This window comes from Pseudomonas putida, assembly GCF_002906855.1.
GTDB classification, from domain to species: Bacteria; Pseudomonadota; Gammaproteobacteria; order Pseudomonadales; family Pseudomonadaceae; genus Aquipseudomonas; species Aquipseudomonas putida_N.
The window spans coordinates 244,990-261,563 of sequence record NZ_MINI01000028.1; the positions used below are offsets into that span (position 1 = coordinate 244,990).

15 protein-coding genes are annotated in these 16,574 nt (G+C 63.6%); 6 read left to right on the plus strand and 9 right to left on the minus strand.

Annotated elements, in window-relative coordinates:
- Window positions 1-109: 109 nt before the first annotated feature.
- Both BGP85_RS01420 and BGP85_RS01425 read right to left on the minus strand, forming a co-directional pair.
- Complete coding sequence (locus tag BGP85_RS01420) at window positions 110-604, minus strand: DUF934 domain-containing protein (RefSeq protein WP_103448033.1); 495 nt, start codon at window positions 602-604, stop codon at window positions 110-112.
- The gene (locus BGP85_RS01425) at window positions 588-2,240 is read right to left on the minus strand and encodes a nitrite/sulfite reductase (RefSeq protein WP_103448032.1); all 1,653 of its coding nucleotides are present in this window, start codon (window positions 2,238-2,240) and stop codon (window positions 588-590) included. The genes BGP85_RS01420 and BGP85_RS01425 overlap by 17 nt, the downstream gene beginning before the upstream one ends.
- A gap of 214 nt (window positions 2,241-2,454) precedes the next feature.
- On the opposite strand from BGP85_RS01425, the gene BGP85_RS01430 reads away from it, so the two are divergent.
- Window positions 2,455-3,531, plus strand: a complete 1,077-nt coding sequence (locus tag BGP85_RS01430; RefSeq protein ID WP_103448031.1) for an ABC transporter substrate-binding protein — start codon at window positions 2,455-2,457, stop codon at window positions 3,529-3,531.
- Between the two features lie 276 nt (window positions 3,532-3,807).
- Here BGP85_RS01430 and BGP85_RS01435 read toward each other — a convergent pair whose 3' ends face one another.
- On the minus strand, window positions 3,808-4,026 hold the full coding sequence (locus tag BGP85_RS01435) for a DUF2970 domain-containing protein (RefSeq protein ID WP_103448030.1): 219 nt from the start codon (window positions 4,024-4,026) through the stop codon (window positions 3,808-3,810).
- Between the two features lie 154 nt (window positions 4,027-4,180).
- The gene (metH, locus tag BGP85_RS01440; protein ID WP_103448029.1) at window positions 4,181-7,888 is read right to left on the minus strand and encodes a methionine synthase; all 3,708 of its coding nucleotides are present in this window, start codon (window positions 7,886-7,888) and stop codon (window positions 4,181-4,183) included.
- A 189-nt stretch (window positions 7,889-8,077) separates the two neighbouring features.
- Between metH and BGP85_RS01450 the strand changes: the two genes are divergently transcribed.
- From BGP85_RS01450 to BGP85_RS01470, 5 genes are all read left to right on the plus strand, one after another.
- Window positions 8,078-10,378, plus strand: coding sequence for a fatty acid cis/trans isomerase (locus BGP85_RS01450; RefSeq protein WP_103448027.1), 2,301 nt, complete (start codon window positions 8,078-8,080; stop codon window positions 10,376-10,378).
- 104 nt (window positions 10,379-10,482) lie between these two features.
- Window positions 10,483-11,517 (plus strand): acyltransferase family protein, encoded by a 1,035-nt coding sequence (locus tag BGP85_RS01455; protein ID WP_103448026.1) that lies wholly within the window; start codon window positions 10,483-10,485, stop codon window positions 11,515-11,517.
- Window positions 11,518-11,575: 58 nt separating this feature from the next.
- The gene (gene nfuA, locus BGP85_RS01460) at window positions 11,576-12,160 is read left to right on the plus strand and encodes a Fe-S biogenesis protein NfuA (RefSeq protein WP_027919855.1); all 585 of its coding nucleotides are present in this window, start codon (window positions 11,576-11,578) and stop codon (window positions 12,158-12,160) included.
- A 197-nt stretch (window positions 12,161-12,357) separates the two neighbouring features.
- Window positions 12,358-12,966 carry an SCO family protein gene (locus BGP85_RS01465; protein WP_060511040.1) on the plus strand — a complete coding sequence of 203 codons (609 nt, stop codon included), beginning with the start codon at window positions 12,358-12,360 and terminating at the stop codon, window positions 12,964-12,966.
- Window positions 12,967-13,449: a copper chaperone PCu(A)C gene (locus BGP85_RS01470; protein ID WP_103448025.1), complete on the plus strand. Its 483-nt coding sequence runs from the start codon at window positions 12,967-12,969 to the stop codon at window positions 13,447-13,449.
- Window positions 13,450-13,497: 48 nt separating this feature from the next.
- On the opposite strand, the gene BGP85_RS01475 is transcribed toward BGP85_RS01470, so the two are convergent.
- The 5 genes from BGP85_RS01475 to BGP85_RS01495 form a co-directional block, all read right to left on the minus strand.
- Window positions 13,498-13,725, minus strand: coding sequence for a hypothetical protein (locus tag BGP85_RS01475; protein ID WP_027593874.1), 228 nt, complete (start codon window positions 13,723-13,725; stop codon window positions 13,498-13,500).
- Between the two features lie 73 nt (window positions 13,726-13,798).
- Window positions 13,799-14,632 (minus strand): AraC family transcriptional regulator, encoded by an 834-nt coding sequence (locus BGP85_RS01480; protein WP_103448024.1) that lies wholly within the window; start codon window positions 14,630-14,632, stop codon window positions 13,799-13,801.
- Entirely contained in the window at window positions 14,629-14,943 is a 315-nt protein-coding gene (locus BGP85_RS01485; RefSeq protein WP_103448023.1) for an AzlD domain-containing protein, read from the minus strand. Before BGP85_RS01485 ends, BGP85_RS01480 begins: the two co-directional genes overlap by 4 nt.
- The gene (locus BGP85_RS01490; protein WP_103448284.1) at window positions 14,940-15,641 is read right to left on the minus strand and encodes an AzlC family ABC transporter permease; all 702 of its coding nucleotides are present in this window, start codon (window positions 15,639-15,641) and stop codon (window positions 14,940-14,942) included. Before BGP85_RS01490 ends, BGP85_RS01485 begins: the two co-directional genes overlap by 4 nt.
- Window positions 15,642-15,736: 95 nt before the next feature.
- Window positions 15,737-16,402 (minus strand): hypothetical protein, encoded by a 666-nt coding sequence (locus BGP85_RS01495; protein WP_103448022.1) that lies wholly within the window; start codon window positions 16,400-16,402, stop codon window positions 15,737-15,739.
- Window positions 16,403-16,574 lie beyond the last annotated feature (172 nt).

Consider the following 16,574-nt stretch of genomic DNA (forward strand, 5'->3'; position numbering starts at 1 on the left):
TTTTGTGGGTATCCATGCTATCGGCGTGCCATCAGGAAACCTGAGTGTGTATTGCGTACAAAAGAAACGGCCCGCCAAAAGGCGGGCCGTCGGGCATTGCTGGTGACGATCAGCGGCGGCGGAACAGTGGCAGCGGCTCATCGGTGGCGCCCTGATAGGTCACCGAGAAGTCCTTCAGGCCCTGCAGTGCGTCTTCCGGGTCCTTGTCGGCACGGATGGCGAACGCGTCGAAGCCGCAACGGGCCATGAAGAACAGCTGGTCGCGCAGCACGTCGCCGATGGCGCGCAGCTCGCCCTTGTAGCCGTAGCGGTCACGCAGCAGGCGCGCATTCGAATAGCTGCGCCCGTCGGTGAAGGCCGGGAAGTTCAGGGCGATGACCTGGAAGTGCTGCACGTCGTCGCCGATTTCTTCCGCTTCCTGGTCGCTGTCCAGCCACACGCCCAGGCCGCCGTCGCGGGCCTTGAGCACGTGGGCATGGTCGCGCCACATCTGCAGCGGGACGATGTAGTCGTCGCAGTTGCTCAGCTCGTCGAACGAGAAGTCCTTGGGCAGCAGGTGCCAGGTTTCGTCGACGATCTGGTTGTTCTTAATGATTCGCTGCATAGACGCGTTCCTTGAAGGGGTCGATGCCGATACGCTGGTAGGTGTCGATGAAACGCTCTTCCTCGGTACGTTCTTCGATGTACACGGTGATCAGCTTCTCGATCACATCGGCCATGTCATTCTGGGCGAAGGACGGGCCGAGGATCTTGCCCAGGCTTGCGTCGCGCGCGGCATTGCCGCCCAGCGATACCTGGTAGAACTCTTCGCCCTTCTTGTCCACCCCGAGGATGCCGATATGGCCGACGTGGTGGTGGCCGCAGGCGTTCATGCAGCCAGAGATGTTCAGGTCGATCTCGCCGATGTCGAACAGATAGTCCAGGTCGTCGAAACGGCGCTGGATGGATTCGGCGATCGGGATCGACTTGGCATTGGCCAGCGAGCAATAGTCACCGCCCGGGCAGCAGATGATATCGGTCAGCAGGCCGATGTTCGGCGTGGCGAAGCCGCCCTCGCGCAGTTCCATCCACAGCGCGTGCAGCTGGCGCTGCTCGACGTCGGCGAGGATGATGTTCTGCTCGTGGGAGGTCCGCAGGAAGCCGAAGCTGTAGCGCTCGGCGAGGTCTGCCACGGCGTCCAGCTGCTTGTCGGTCAGGTCGCCAGGGGCAACGCCGGTCGGCTTGAGCGACAGGGTCACGGCTACGTAGCCAGGGCGCTTGTGGGCGCGAGTGTTGCGCGAGCGCCAGCGGGCGAAGCCTGGGAATTCGGCATCCTGGGCGCTGTAGTCGACGTTGTCGAGGGCCAAGTAGTCCGGGTCGACGAAGTGGCGCGAGACGCGCTGGACTTCGGCTTCGGTCAGGGTGGTGCTGCCGCCACGCAGGTGGGCCATTTCGGCCTCGACCTTCTCGGCGAACACTTCCGGGGTCAGTGCCTTGACCAGGATCTTGATCCGCGCCTTGTACTTGTTGTCACGGCGACCGTAACGGTTGTACACGCGCAGGATGGCGTCGAGGTAGCTGATCAGGTCCTGCCATGGCAGGAACTCGTTGATGAACGAGCCGATCACCGGGGTACGGCCCAGGCCACCACCGACCAGCACGCGGAAGCCCAGCTCGCCAGCGGCGTTGCGCACCGGCTCCAGGCCGATGTCGTGCACTTCGATGGCGGCGCGGTCTTCCTTCGAGCCGTTGATGGCAATCTTGAACTTGCGCGGCAGGTAGGCAAATTCCGGGTGGAAAGTGGTCCACTGGCGGACGATTTCGCACCATGGGCGCGGGTCGACCAGTTCATCCGCGGCAACACCGGCGAACTGGTCGGTGGTGGTGTTGCGCAGGCAGTTGCCGCTGGTCTGGATCGCGTGCATCTGCACGGTGGCCAGCTCGGCGAGGATGTCCGGGATGTCTTCCAGCGCCGGCCAGTTGAACTGCACGTTCTGGCGGGTGGAAATGTGGGCGTAGCCTTTGTCGTAGTCGCGGGCGATCTTGGCCAGGGTGCGAACCTGATTGGCGTTCAGCTGGCCGTACGGCACGGCGACACGCAGCATCGGCGCGAAACGTTGGATATAGAGGCCGTTCTGCAGGCGCAGAGGGCGGAATTCTTCTTCGCTCAGCTCACCGGCCAGGTAGCGGCGGGTCTGATCCCGGAACTGCTTGACGCGGTCCTCGATGATCCGCTGATCGTACTCGTCGTATACGTACATAAAAGTCCTGTCTCAGGCTGCATGCAGCTATTCGCGCGCACGGCCGCGCACTCCGGTTCGGAGCCGGGAAACGATAGCAGGTTGGGTTTATGCGCTAAAGTGATGTTTTTGCATATGAAAAGAACCAAAAGAACTAAGTGAGACTGACTGCCATTTGTTACCCCAGGGTGCGACAGGTTTATACTCGGCGGTTTGTTTCAAAAGGTGTATCCGCATGCTCAAGGTGCTTTGCCAAAGCTTGTGCCTGGGCCTGCCACTGGCAGCCTCCGCTCAGGCCGCCTCGGTGGTCTTTCTCAACCCAGGCCTGTCGGACGAGACGTTCTGGACCAGCTATTCGCGTTTCATGCAGGCCGCTGCAGATGAGCTGGGCATGTCGCTGCGGGTGGAGTACAGCGAGCGCGATGCAGCGCTGGCGATGAGCCAGGCGCGGGCCATTCTCAAGGGGCCGCAGCGGCCGGACTACTTGGTGCTGGTCAATGAGCAATACGTCGCGCCGGAGATCATCCGCCTGTCACAGGGCACAGGGGTCAAGCTGTTCCTGGTCAACAACGGCCTCACCGCCACCCAAGCCAGAAGCATCCAGGCCCAGCCCGACCGTTACGGGCAGATACTCGGCACCTTGACTTCCAATGACGAGCAGGCAGGCTTTCGCATGTTGCACGAGATGGTCGCCTTGCTGCCGCGTGACAATGAGCCGATCGACCTGGTGGCCTTTGCCGGGGTCAAGACCACACCGGCTTCACAATTGCGAGAAGCGGGCATGCGCCGGGCACTGGCCGACTTCCCCCAGGTGCGCCTGCGCCAGGTGGTGTACGGCGGCTGGAACCGTGAACGCGCCTACGAGCAGGCGCAGCAATTGCTGCAGCGCTACCCGAAGACCCGGCTGGTGTGGGCGGCCAACGACCAGATGGCCCTCGGTGCGATGCAGGCGTTCGAGGAGGCCGGGCGCAAGCCTGGGCGCGATGCAGTGTTTGCCGCCGTCAACAGTTCAGCGCAAGCCTTGCGCGCCCGTATCGATGGGCGCCTGGGCGTGCTGATGGGCGGGCACACCACGCTGGGTGGCTGGGCCATGGTGATGCTGCACGACGATGCCCAGGGCCTGGAGGTGAATCGCGACGGCAAGCGTGAGCACACGCTGCCGGTGCTGCAGTCGATCGACCCGGCCAAGGCGCGGCGATGGCTGAAGCTGCTGGAGCGGGACGACTACGGCGTCGATTTCCAGCATTACAGCGCCGAAGGGCGTCCGCCGAGCTACCAATACCCGTTTCTGACGTCACCCGTCGACTATTGAAAGACCTTGATTGAGAGAAGGGCATTGCTCGTCTTAACTGCTGGTGGTGAAGTGCATTCCCATAACCACTACAAGAGGCAATGCAATGGGAAACTCTACCAAAGTCCGCAAAGCTGACAGCAGTGTCGATGCCTGGGCGATCCTCTGCCTGATCGTCCTGGTGGTGGTCACTGCCGTGTATTGGGTCAGCCACCAGTGACTTGAATCTCAAGATCGTGATGCCGCCAGAACGCCTGCGGGAGGGAACCCGCAGGCGTTTTACTTTTTGTAGAGCGCTCAGTGGGCGGTGAGGTGCAGCGCCAGTTGTACCAGGCCGATCAGCACGGCGATGAACACCAAGGTGAACAGCGTGCCCATCACGATGAAGTGGCTGGCCTTGCCGTGGGTGAAGTCGCGGGCGCGGTTCTTGCCGCTCTGCACGCCGAAGGCGGCGGCGAGGATGCTGTGCAGCATCTGCCAGAAGGTTGGGGGTTTGCCCTGGCTGGAATCGTCCATGGTGGCTCCTGAAGAAGCAGAGGCAATCAGGGACAGTGTAGGCAATGAGTGAGAGGTTGCTGTGCTGGCCTCTTCGCGGGGCAAGCCCGATCCTACAGGCGCATGCGTTACCTGTGGAGGAGCGGGCTTGTCCCGCGAAGAGGCCAACGCGGTCTTAGCTGTCGTACCCGAGGTTAGGCGCCAACCAGCGTTCGCTCACGCTGATGTCCTGCCCCTTGCGCACGCTGTAACGCTCGATCTGGTCCTTGTCGACCTTGCCCACCGCAAAGTACTGCGCCTGCGGGTGAGCGAAGTACCAGCCGCTGACCGCCGCTGCCGGGAACATCGCGAAGTGCTCGGTCAGGAACACACCGCTCGGCCCGGTTTCGCCGATGGCGGTGCCATCGAGCAGGCGGAACAGGGTTTCTTTCTCGGTGTGGTCCGGGCAAGCCGGGTAGCCCGGGGCAGGGCGGATGCCGCTGTACTGCTCCTTGATCAGTGCCTCGTTGTCCAGCTGCTCGTTGCGGGCATAGCCCCAGTGCTCTTTGCGCACCTGCTCGTGCAGCCACTCGGCACAGGCCTCGGCCAGGCGGTCGGCCAGGGCCTTGACCATGATCGAGCTGTAGTCGTCGCCCTTGTCCTGATAAGCCTTGGCCACTTCCTCGGCACCGATGCCGGCGGTGGTGATGAAACCGCCGACGTAGTCGGTGACGCCGCTGGCCTTCGGCGCGACGAAGTCGGCCAGGGACAGGTTCGGCTTGCCATCGGGCTTGATGGTCTGCTGGCGCAGGTGGTGCAGGGTGGCCAGGGCCTGGCCGTCCGCACCGTAGACTTCGATGTCGTCATCGGCGACCTGGTTGGCCGGCCAGAAGCCGAACACCGCACGGGCACTGATCAGTTTCTCGTCGATCAGCTTGTCGAGCATCTCGCAGGCATCCTTGTACAGCGCGGTGGCGGCCTCGCCAACCACTTCGTCGGTGAGGATGCGCGGGAACTTGCCGGCCAGGTCCCAGGAGATGAAGAACGGCGTCCAGTCAATGTACTCGGCCAAGGTGCGCAGATCGATGTCTTCCAGCACCTTGACACCGGTGAAAGAGGGCACTGCTGGCTGGTAGCCTGCCCAGTCGTACTTTGGCTTGGCGGCAATGGCCTGGGCGTAGCTCAGGCGCTCGGTGCGGGCGCTGCGGTTGGCGGTGCGCTCACGCACTTCCACGTAGTCCTGGCGGGTCTTCTCGACGAAGCCGGGCTTGAGTTCCTTGGACAGCAGCTGGGTGGCCACACCCACCGCACGCGAGGCGTCGGTGACGTAGACCACAGCGTCGTTGCTGTACTTGGGTTCGATCTTGACCGCGGTGTGTGCCTTGGAGGTGGTGGCACCACCGATCATCAGCGGCAGGTGGAAATCCTGGCGCTGCATCTCGCGGGCGACGTGGACCATCTCGTCCAGCGACGGGGTGATCAGGCCGGACAGGCCGATGATGTCGCACTTCTGTTCGCGGGCGGTCTGCAGGATCTTCTCGGCCGGCACCATCACGCCAAGGTCGACGATGTCATAGCCGTTGCAGCCCAGTACTACGCCGACGATGTTCTTGCCGATGTCGTGCACGTCACCCTTGACCGTGGCCATGAGGATCTTGCCCTTGGCTTCGGGCTTGTCGCCTTTCTCGGCTTCGATGAACGGGATCAGGTGCGCCACGGCCTGCTTCATCACCCGGGCCGACTTGACCACCTGTGGCAGGAACATCTTGCCGGCGCCGAACAGGTCGCCAACCACGTTCATGCCGTTCATCAGCGGGCCTTCGATAACTTCGATCGGGCGTGCGCACTGCTGGCGGCATTCTTCGGTGTCTTCGACGATGAAGGCGGTGATGCCCTTGACCAGCGCGTGTTCCAGGCGCTTTTCAACGGGCAGCGAACGCCACTCTTCGTTTTCCACTTCCTTGGTTGCGCCGCCGCCCTTGTAGTCGTCGGCAATCGCCAGCAGGGCGTCGGTGCCGTGCGGGGTGCGGTTGAGCACCACGTCCTCGACCTTCTCGCGCAGCGCGGCCGGGATCTCGTCGTAGATCTCCAGCTGGCCGGCGTTGACGATACCCATGGTCAGGCCGTTCTGGATCGCGTGGTACAGGAAGACCGAGTGGATCGCCTCGCGCACCGGGTTGTTGCCGCGGAACGAGAACGACACGTTGGACACGCCGCCCGAGCTCAGCGCGTGGGGTAGGTGATCGCGGATGTAGGCACAGGCCTCGATGAAATCGACGGCGTAGTTGTTGTGCTCTTCGATGCCGGTGGCGACGGCGAAGATGTTCGGGTCGAAGATGATGTCTTCCGGCGGGAAGCCCACTTCATTGACCAGGATGTCGTAGCTGCGCTGGCAGATTTCCTTCTTGCGCGCGGCGGTGTCGGCCTGGCCGACCTCGTCGAAGGCCATCACCACCACGGCGGCGCCATAGCGCTTGCACAGGCGGGCGTGGTGCTTGAACTGCTCGACGCCTTCCTTCATGGAGATCGAGTTGACGATGCCCTTGCCCTGGATGCACTTCAGGCCCGCTTCGATCACTTCCCACTTGGAGGAGTCGATCATGATCGGCACGCGGGAGATGTCCGGCTCACCGGCGATCAGGTTGAGGAAGCGGACCATGGCGGCCTGGGAATCGAGCATCCCTTCGTCCATGTTGATGTCGATCACCTGGGCGCCGGCCTCGACTTGCTGAAGGGCGACTTCCAGGGCCTCGGTGTAATTCTCTTCACGGATCAACCGGGCGAACTTGGCGGAGCCGGTGATGTTGGTGCGCTCGCCGACGTTGACGAACAGCGACTGGCGGTCGATGGTGAACGGCTCCAGGCCGGACAGGCGGCAGGCCTTGGCGATTTCCGGGATCTCGCGCGGTTTGTACTTGGCCACGGCCTCGGCGATGGCCTGGATGTGGCCCGGGGTGGTGCCGCAGCAACCGCCGATGATGTTGAGGAAGCCGCTGGCGGCAAATTCCTCGACCACCGCCGCCATCTCGGCCGGGGTCTCGTCGTATTCACCGAAGGCGTTCGGCAGGCCGGCGTTGGGGTGGGCGGACACGTGGGTGTCGGCCTTGGTCGCCAGCTCTTCCAGGTACGGGCGCAGGTCCTTGGCGCCGAGGGCGCAGTTCAGGCCCACGGAAATCGGCTTGGCGTGCCGCACCGAGTTCCAGAACGCTTCGGTGGTCTGGCCCGACAGTGTCCGGCCGGAGGCATCGGTAATGGTGCCCGAGATCATGATCGGCAGTTCGATGCCATCGTCCTCGAACACCTGTTGCACGGCGAAGATCGCCGCCTTGGCGTTGAGGGTGTCGAAGATGGTCTCGATCAGTATCAGGTCGGCGCCGCCCTCGATCAGGCCGCGGGTGGCCTCGATGTAGTTTTCCACCAGCTCGTCGAAGGTGACGTTGCGGTAGCCGGGGTCGTTGACGTCCGGGGAGATCGAGCAGGTGCGGCTGGTCGGGCCGAGCACGCCGGCGACGAAGCGCGGCTTGTCCGGGGTTTCCAGGGTCTTGGCATCGGCCACCTGGCGGGCGATGCGCGCACCTTGGACGTTCAGCTCGTAGACCAGCGATTCCATGCCGTAGTCGGCCTGGGAGATCTGCGTGGCGTTGAAGGTGTTGGTTTCGAGGATATCGGCGCCGGCATCCAGATAGGCTTTCTCGATGGCGGCGATCACGTCCGGGCGGCTGAGCAGCAGCAGGTCGTTGTTGCCTTTCACGTCGCTTGGCCAATCGGCGAAGCGCGTGCCACGATAGTCGTGTTCCTCGAGGCGATAGCTTTGGATCATAGTACCCATGCCGCCGTCGAGGATCAGGATGCGCTCTTTGAGTGCGTGCTGGAGTGCTTGAAGACGAGCGCTGCGGTCGGACATAGGAACTACCTGGTCGGGCAAATATCAGAAGGTGCCGAATCATAACAAAGCTGCGCGGTTTTTAGGCGTATTGCCCATTTGCATGAATTCTGTTCATGTTGGACGGTCGTTGCGCAAGCTATGCAAACAGAGCACCCAAGGACGACCAGGCAAATCGTGATGGCTTTCAATACCCAGGACTTTCCGCACATGGTGCATCGTATCCTTGTCAGCGTCTTCGCCCTGCTCATCAGCAGCGTGGCGTTCGGACAGGCCCCCCAATCGAGCCCGGTCATTTCCTACACCCGGGACATCCAGCCGATCTTCACCGAGAAATGCGTGGCCTGCCACGCCTGCAACGACGCCGCCTGCCAGCTCAAGCTGGAAAGCCCCGAAGGCGCGGTGCGCGGTGCCACCAAGGTGCCGGTGTACCAGGGCGAACGCAGCAAGGCCGTGCCCCCCACGCGGTTGTTCTACGACGCCCACAGTGAAGATGCATGGCGCAAGAAGGGCTTCTACTCGGTGCTCGACAACCAGGGCAGCCAGGCGGCGCTGATGGCGCGCATGCTCGAGCTGGGGCACAAGACCCCTCTCACGCCCAACGCCAAACTGCCCGAGGAGATTGTCCTGGGGCTTAGCCGCAACAACATGTGCCCGCTACCCGAAGAGTTCGACGCCTATGCCGGCGCCCACCCCAAGGAGGGCATGCCATTGGCGGTCACCGGCCTGACCGACAAGGAATACGACACGATGCGCCGCTGGCTGGCCGCCGGCGCGCCGGTCGAGTACCAGCCGATTCAGCCAAGTGCGGCCGAGGCCAGGCAGATCGCCGACTGGGAAGAGTTGCTCAATCGTCCGGGCTCCACCGAGGCGCTGGTCGCCCGCTGGCTGTACGAGCACCTGTTCCTGGCGCACATCTACTTCGTCGGCGGCGAGCAGGGCCACTTCTTCCAGTGGGTACGCTCGCGCACGCCAAGCGGCAAGCCGGTCGATATTATCGCCACGCGCCGCCCCAACGACCCGCCAGGCACCGACTTCTATTACCGGCTGATCCCGGTGCAAGGCGTGATCGTCCACAAGACCCACATCACCTACCCAATGGGGCCGCAAAAGCTCAAGCGCGTGAAGCAGCTGTTCTACGCCGGCGACTGGCATGCCAGCGCGCTGCCGGGCTACGGCCCTCGCCACCGGGCCAACCCGTTTGAAACCTTCGAGGCGATCCCGGCGGTGGCGCGCTACCAGTTCATGCTGGATAACGCCGAGTACTTCGTGCGCACCTTCATTCGTGGGCCGGTGTGCCGCGGGCAGATCGCCACCGATGTGATTCGCGACAATTTCTGGGCGCTGTTCCAGGAACCGGCCCACGACCGCTACATCACCGATGCCAAGTACCGCGGCGAAGCCACGCCGCTGCTGGCCATGCCAGGCCAGATCGACGATGTCGGCAGCGTGCTGAACCTGTGGCATGCCTACCGCGACAAGCGCAACGAGTACGAAAAACTGCGCCGCGAGGCCTATGCTGAAATGCCGGCGCCGGGCTGGGCAACCCTGTGGGCCGGCAACGACAATGCACTGCTGAGCATTTTCCGCCACTTCGACAGCGCCTCGGTGACCAAGGGCCTGATTGGCGACGTGCCGCTGACCGTGTGGTTGTTCGACTACCCGCTGTTCGAGCGCACCTATTACCAGTTGGCGGTCAACTTCGATGTGTACGGCAACGTCTCGCACCAGCTGCAGACGCGCCTGTACTTCGACCTGATCCGCAACGGCGCCGAGGTCAACTTCCTGCGCCTGATGCCGGCCGACCAGCGTGGCGAGATCCTCGGCAGCTGGTACCAGAACAGCGGCAAGGTGAAGATGTGGCTGGACTACGAGGACATCGACACCGACACGCCGAGCGGCATCAAGCTTGACCCGCGCGACCCCAAGCGCGACTTCGGCCTCAAGCTGCTGCAACGCACCGGCAGCCTGAACGCCGCGCCGGACCCGATCAACCGCTGCACCGGCGCCTATTGCTCGCGGCCGCAGATGAACGAGGAATTCCGCAACGTCGAGCAGTCGCTCAGCCGCCTGGTGTCGCGCCCGGCCGCCGGCCTGAAAGTCATCAGCCAGCTGCCCGAGGCGACCATGCTGCGCATCGAAGGCGAGGGCGGCCAGCGCCAGGTCTACAGCCTGCTGCGCAACCGTGCGCACAGCAACGTGGCGTTCCTGCTCGGCGAGGCGTACCGCTACCAGCCGGGGCTGGACACTCTGACGCTGTACCCGGGCGTGCTCAGCAGCTACCCGAACTTCATCTTCAACATCCCGGCCAAGGATGTGCCAGAGTTCGTCGAGGACATGGAGTACGCCAAGGATGACCCGGCGAAGTTCGAGCGCATCGTCATGCGCTGGGGCGTGCGTCGCAGTCATCCGGAGTTCTGGCGCTACTTCCATGACCTCAGCACCTACATCGAGGAAACCGATCCGGTGGAGGACGGGGTGCTGGACATGAACCGCTACGAGAACCTCTGATCGGGTCGGTTGACCTTTGCCAATACGCTGCGGTCGGAAACGGTAGGTGGCCCGGGGGCTGTATAGCCTTCGGGCCTCAATACACCGGCAATCGCAGGTATTCCATGCTGTATTCGCTTCAGGCACTGCGGGCGTTCGCCGCCTGGGTGGTGGTCTGCCACCACTTCATGCAGATCTTCTTCGACTTCCATGCCACCGGCCCCATTGGCCAGCTGCTCACCGACCGCGGCGCTGTAGGCGTCGACATCTTCTTCATCATCAGCGGGCTGGTGATCTACCTGTCGACTCGCGACAAACCCATCGAACCGCGCCAGTTCCTCCTCAACCGGGCCCTGCGCATCGTCCCCGCTTATTGGTTCTACACCGCGCTGATGGCGGCGTTGCTGTTGGCGTTCAGCCAGTGGATGCCGCACCAGGCCTTCAACTGGCATCACCTGCTGCTGTCGCTGTTGTTCATCCCGGCGGAAAACCCCGGCGGTTACGGTTTATATCCGACCCTGAACGTGGGCTGGACGCTGAATTTCGAGATGTTCTTCTACCTGTTGTTCGGCCTGGCTTTCCTCGTGCGCCAGCGCCACCACCTGCTGCTGGTGACCGCTGCATTGCTGCTGGTCAGTGAAGTGCTCGGCCGCATGGGCGTGCTCAGCCGCTTCTACAGCAACGACATCATCTACGAATTCCTGCTGGGCATCGGCCTGGGCGTGATCCAGCGTCGCGGGCTGATCCGCGAGGGCCTGTGGCTGCCACTGGCGGTGCTGGGCGTGGCGGGCTACGCGCTCTATCACCTGGACGCTTCGCAGCGCCTGCTGCACTGGGGCGTGCCAAGCGCCATGATCGTGCTGGCGTTCATCGCCCTGGAGCCGTACTTCAAGGGCAATCGCCTGCTCAAGGCACTGGGTGACTGCTCCTATTCGGTGTACCTGATCCACGTGCTGGTGCTGTATGCCGGCTGGTTCGCCGCCCAGCGCCTGCACCTGAACCCGTACCTGGTATTCGCCGTGTGCGTGCCGTCCATTGGACTAATGTCTTGGTTCAGCTACCAGTGGCTGGAGCGCGGCCTGTACCGGCGGATGCAGGCCTGGCTGGCGGCACCACGGGAGCAAACTCGCGAATTTGCGCTTTCCCGAGTCAAATACTAGGACTTTGTACAAAGGCCAGGTTGGCGTACACTTGGCCGCAAGTCTGTGAGGAACTTCCATGAGCGCTATAACCATTACTGACGCCGCCCATGATTACCTGGCCGATCTGCTCTCCAAGCAGAACACGCCTGGCATTGGCATCCGTATTTTCATCACCCAGCCGGGCACCCAGTACGCCGAGACCTGCATCGCCTACTGCAAGCCGGGCGAAGAGAAGCCCGACGACGAGCCGGTCGGCCTGAAGAGTTTCACCGCCTACCTCGACGCGGTCAGCGTGCCGTTCCTGGAAGACGCGCTGGTCGACTACGCCACCGACCGTATGGGTGGCCAGCTGACCATCAAGGCGCCGAACGCCAAGGTGCCGATGGTCAACGAAGACAGTCCGATCAACGAGCGTATCAACTACTACCTGCAGACCGAGATCAACCCGGGCCTGGCCAGCCACGGCGGCCAGGTGAGCCTGGTGGACGTGGTCGACGACGGCATCGCCGTGCTGCAGTTCGGTGGCGGCTGCCAGGGCTGCGGCCAGGCCGACGTGACCCTCAAGGAAGGCATCGAACGCACCCTGCTCGAGCGCATTCCGGAGCTCAAGGGCGTGCGTGACGTGACTGACCACACCCAGAAAGAGAACGCCTACTACTGATCTTTCCAGGTCAAGGCCTAGCAACAAAGTGTTACGGTTTCAACCCCTGCGACAACAGGCCGCAGCCCGTATTCAAAGGGCTGCGGGCCATCACCGCCTTGGTCGGGTAGAAGCCCACCGGGTGTCATGCCAGAATGCCCCGGTTTTTCGGCCGGCCCGTCCCGAGGGCCGGCACCTTCCCTGTAAAGGATGGTTCAATGAATGATCAGTTTACCCGGCGCGCGGTTGTCGCCGGGATGGGCGTTCTCGGGCTTGGCCTGCTGGCAGGCTGCAACCCGGCCCGGGGGCTCGAGTTCAAGTACGGCAAGAACATGAGCAACGAGATCCTTGGGCGCAAGTTCAGCCTCAAGGACCCCCAAGGCAATGTCCGCACCCTGTCGAGCTTCTACGGCAGCATGCCGATGATCTTCTTCGGTTTCACCCAGTGCCCGGCCGTGTGCCCGACCACCCTGGCGCGTGCGGCACAGATCAAGAAGCTGCTCAGGGGCCGCGACCGCGAGATTTTCCAGGTGGTGTTCATCACCCTGGACCCGGAACGCGACACCCCCGAAGTGCTCGACGCCTACGTCAAGGCCTTCGACCCGTCGTTCACCGCCCTGACCGGCACCCCGGAAGAAATCGCAGCGGTGGCCAAGGAGTTCAAGGTGTTCTACGAAAAGGTCCCGGCCGGTGACACCTACACCATCTCTCATTCGTCCACCAGCTACGTCTACGATACACGTGGCACCCTGCGCCTGAGCCTGGGCCATTCGCTCAATGCCAAGGAATGCGCTGAAGACCTGGCAACCCTGATGGAGATCTGCTGAATGTCGATGCAACCAATCAAGCGCGGCCTGGCCGCCCTGGTACTGATGGGCCTGGCCCTGCCGGCCCTGGCGCAGACCACCGTGAGCGACGCCTGGGTACGCGCCAGCGTGCCGCACCAGCCGTCCACTGGCGCCTTCATGACCCTGACCGCCAGCACTGACAGCAAGCTGGTCGGCGTGGCTTCGCCAGTGGCCAAGACCGTGCAGGTGCACGAGATGACCATGAACGGCGACGTGATGGGCATGAAGCAAGTGAAGGCCGTGGAGCTGCCTGCGGGCAAGCCGGTGAGCCTGGACCCCAATGGCTACCACGTGATGCTGATGGGCTTGACCCAGCAGGTGAAAGAAGGCGAGAAGGTACCGCTGACCCTGACCATCGAAGATGCCAAGGGCGCCAAGGAAACCGTCGAGGTACAGGCAGAAGTGCGTCCGCTCAATGCCGATGCCGGCGGTGGGCATGACCACATGCACATGAACCACTGACCAACGAAAGGGCCGCATCAGCGGCCCTTTTTCATTGTGCTGCGCGCTTCAGCTACGGAAGCGTGGCAGCGGCCTGTCGAGGGTGAGCGAGGTCAGCGTCTTGCGGACCTGGGCCTCATCGGCCTCCAGCGCCTTCAGGCTGGCGCGGATCTTGCCCGCAGCGGGCACATCGCCCTGGCGGTCGATCCAGTCGGCAATTTCCTTGCAGGCACTGCTCAGGCAGGCTTGGCGCTGGTTCATCAGCGATATCAGGGTGGTGAGTTCTCTTTCGGACATGACAGATCCTCCGTTCTGCTCTGTCAGTGTAGCAGTGGCTTGCCGGCTTGCCTGAGGCCTGGCGTCGCAGGCGCTAGCTGTGCAGGCAGGCGCTGCGATAGGCGCCCGGCGTCACGCCAAAGGTCTGCTTGAACTGCCGGCTCAAGTGACTCTGGTCGGCAAAACCCAGGGTAAAGGCCACGTCAGAGGCTGCCAGGCCGCTTTTCAGAAATTCCCGTGCTCGCGCCAGGCGCCGTTGCTTCAACCAGGCATGCGGCGGCAGGCCGGTGGCCTGGCGGAACACCCGGGCGAAATGGAACGGCGAAAGATTGACCGCAGCTGCCAGGGCTTCCAGTGATGGTGGATCTGCCAGTTGGCTTTCCAGCATCTCCCGGGCACGTGCCACCGCCAGCGGTTCATTGCCGGGGGCCGTGGGTTCCGGGCAGTGGCCGTGGCGCTGCACCAGCGCCAGCACCGCCTGGCGCCAGGCGGTCTGTTGTTCCAGGGCGCTGGCGCCGGCTTCCGATAGCTGATGCAGTTGGCTGAAGGCCCGGGCCAGGGCCGGGTCCTGGATCACGCTGTCCTTGAAACGCGGCATGCCGTGCTGGCCCAGTTCCAATTCGTCCAGCACGCCAGTAACCCGTTCATGCTCCGGATAGAAACCCCGGTAGCGCCAACCGGCTTCGTGGGCGGTGGCGCCGGTGTGCAGCTCGTCCGGGTTGATCAGCACCATGCTGCCGACCGGCGCCAGGTGCTCGCTACCGCGGTGCCAGAAGCGTTGTGCGCCCGACTCGATCACGGTGAACACATAGCCTTCATGCACATGCGGGGCGAAGCGCTGCTGGAAGTAGCGCGCGTGCAGCATTTCGACGTCGCCGAGGGCCGGCGCCTGCCAGAGGTGGGTCTGTTCGCGCAGGGGCGTGCTCATGCCAGCCAGCTGCGCAGCAGGAAGAAGATCAACATGCTCGCCAGCATGCTCAGCAATACGCTGCGGGTCAACAGCACCAGCGCAACGGCCACCAGCGCGCCGAGCAGGTAGGGGTTGAGCGGGCTCAGGTCGAGCTGGTGGCCGGGCAGGAAGATGATCGGCCCACAGATCGCCGTGAGCATGCCGGGCACGGCAAAGCCGAGGAACTGCCGGGCGTTCGAGCTCAGGCGCAAGGGCAGGCGCGGTTCCAGGAAGGCGTAGCGGTTGAGGAATACCACGGCGCCCATGGCGAAAATCAGCAGCCAGATCATGGGCGGCCTCCGGTGAATTTCTGGCAGACGAAGCCAGCAGCCATGCCCAGCAGGCCGGCGGCGACCAAGGCGGTTTCCCAGTGCCAGTAGCTGAACAGCACCGAGCAGAACAGCGACACCGCCACGCATACTACGGTGGGGAGGTTGCGCACCAGTGGCGCGATCAGCGCGACGAAGGTGGCGACGATAGAGAAGTCCAGGCCGAGCTGGTCGAGGTGCGGGATGTTCTGGCCCAGCACGATGCCGGCCAGGGTGAACAGGTTCCAGGCGACGTAGAAAGTCAGGCCCACGCCCAAGGCGTACCAGCGGTTGAATTGCTGCTGGTCGTAGTGGCTGGTCAGGGCGAAGAACTCGTCGGTGAGCAGGAAGCCCAGGCCCAGTCGCCAGCGCAACGGCTGGTTGGACAGCACCGGGCGCATGGACAGGCCATAGAGAAGGTGTTGGGAGGTCAGCAGCAGGGTCGTGAGCAGGATCGACAGCAGGCTGGCGCCGCCCTTGAGCATGCCGATGGCAACCAGTTGCGCGGCACCGGCGAAGACGATCGCCGACAGGCCTTGGCCTTGCCAGGCGCTGAGGTTGGCCTCGATGGCCATGGAACCGGCGAGCAAGCCCCAGGGGGCGACGGCCAGGGACAGCGGCAGGATGGCGATGGCGCCGTGCAGGAAGGCTTGGCGGGCGATGGGGGGACTGCTGGGCATGATGGCTGCGACACATTTTGCGAGGTAGGGCAGCATGACAGAGCCGTGGGGTGGGTGGCTTGAACGATCTTGCTTGTTTGCTGCCTGTACCGTGCTCAGCGGCGACTGGTCAGCCGGTGCTGCGCCGCCATGCAGCCATTGATGTCCACGGCCCTCTGCAGCAGTACCTGGCGATGCTGTGGATCGAGGTCGCTCAGCAGCCGGTAGACCTCGGCCTGGTAGTCGCGTTGGCGCCCCCATTGCATCTCCAAGCCCTGCGGGTGGCTGCGACTGCACGCCAGGCGGGTGGCTGGCTGCGGGTAGTAGGGCGCATACAGGGTTGCCATGCTCGGGATCGCTTCCAGCGCTTCGCGGTAGGCCGGGCTGGCATTGTAGTTTGGGCACCAGGTCGCAATCGCTGTCGCCGGCGGTGCAAAACCTTGACTCAGGCTGGCTTCCAGCAGCGGGCAGGCGGCATCGGCGATCTGTGCCGCGGGCAGGTAGGTGGTGTAGTAAAGCGCCAGGCGATACTGCGCCACCGGGTGACCAAGCTCCACTGACTTTTTCAGTAAGGCCACTGCTGTCGGCAGGGTGTGTGCCAGCGCCCGGCCCTGGCGGTTGAGCTCCGGATCGACGCCCATGGCGGTGCGCAGGGGGCCGGTGTCATCCTGCGTGTCGGCCTGCTCCAGCAGCGGCAGCGCCTGGCGGTAGAGCAGGTCGGCGTGTGGATCGATACGGACCTCGAGCGCGTTTGCGGCCATCGGGGCCAGCGCGACGAACATTGCCGATGCCAGAGCGACGCGGCTCACAGGTGTGCCTCGCGCGATGAACGGGGCCGGCAGGCTGCCAGGTAAGGGAGGGCGGCTTGATGATTGATCACAACTTCGCGTACGCCTCGGGCGAATCGGAACGACGGGTATTCTAGCCAAGCGAGGGCCGAAACCGAAACCCCGT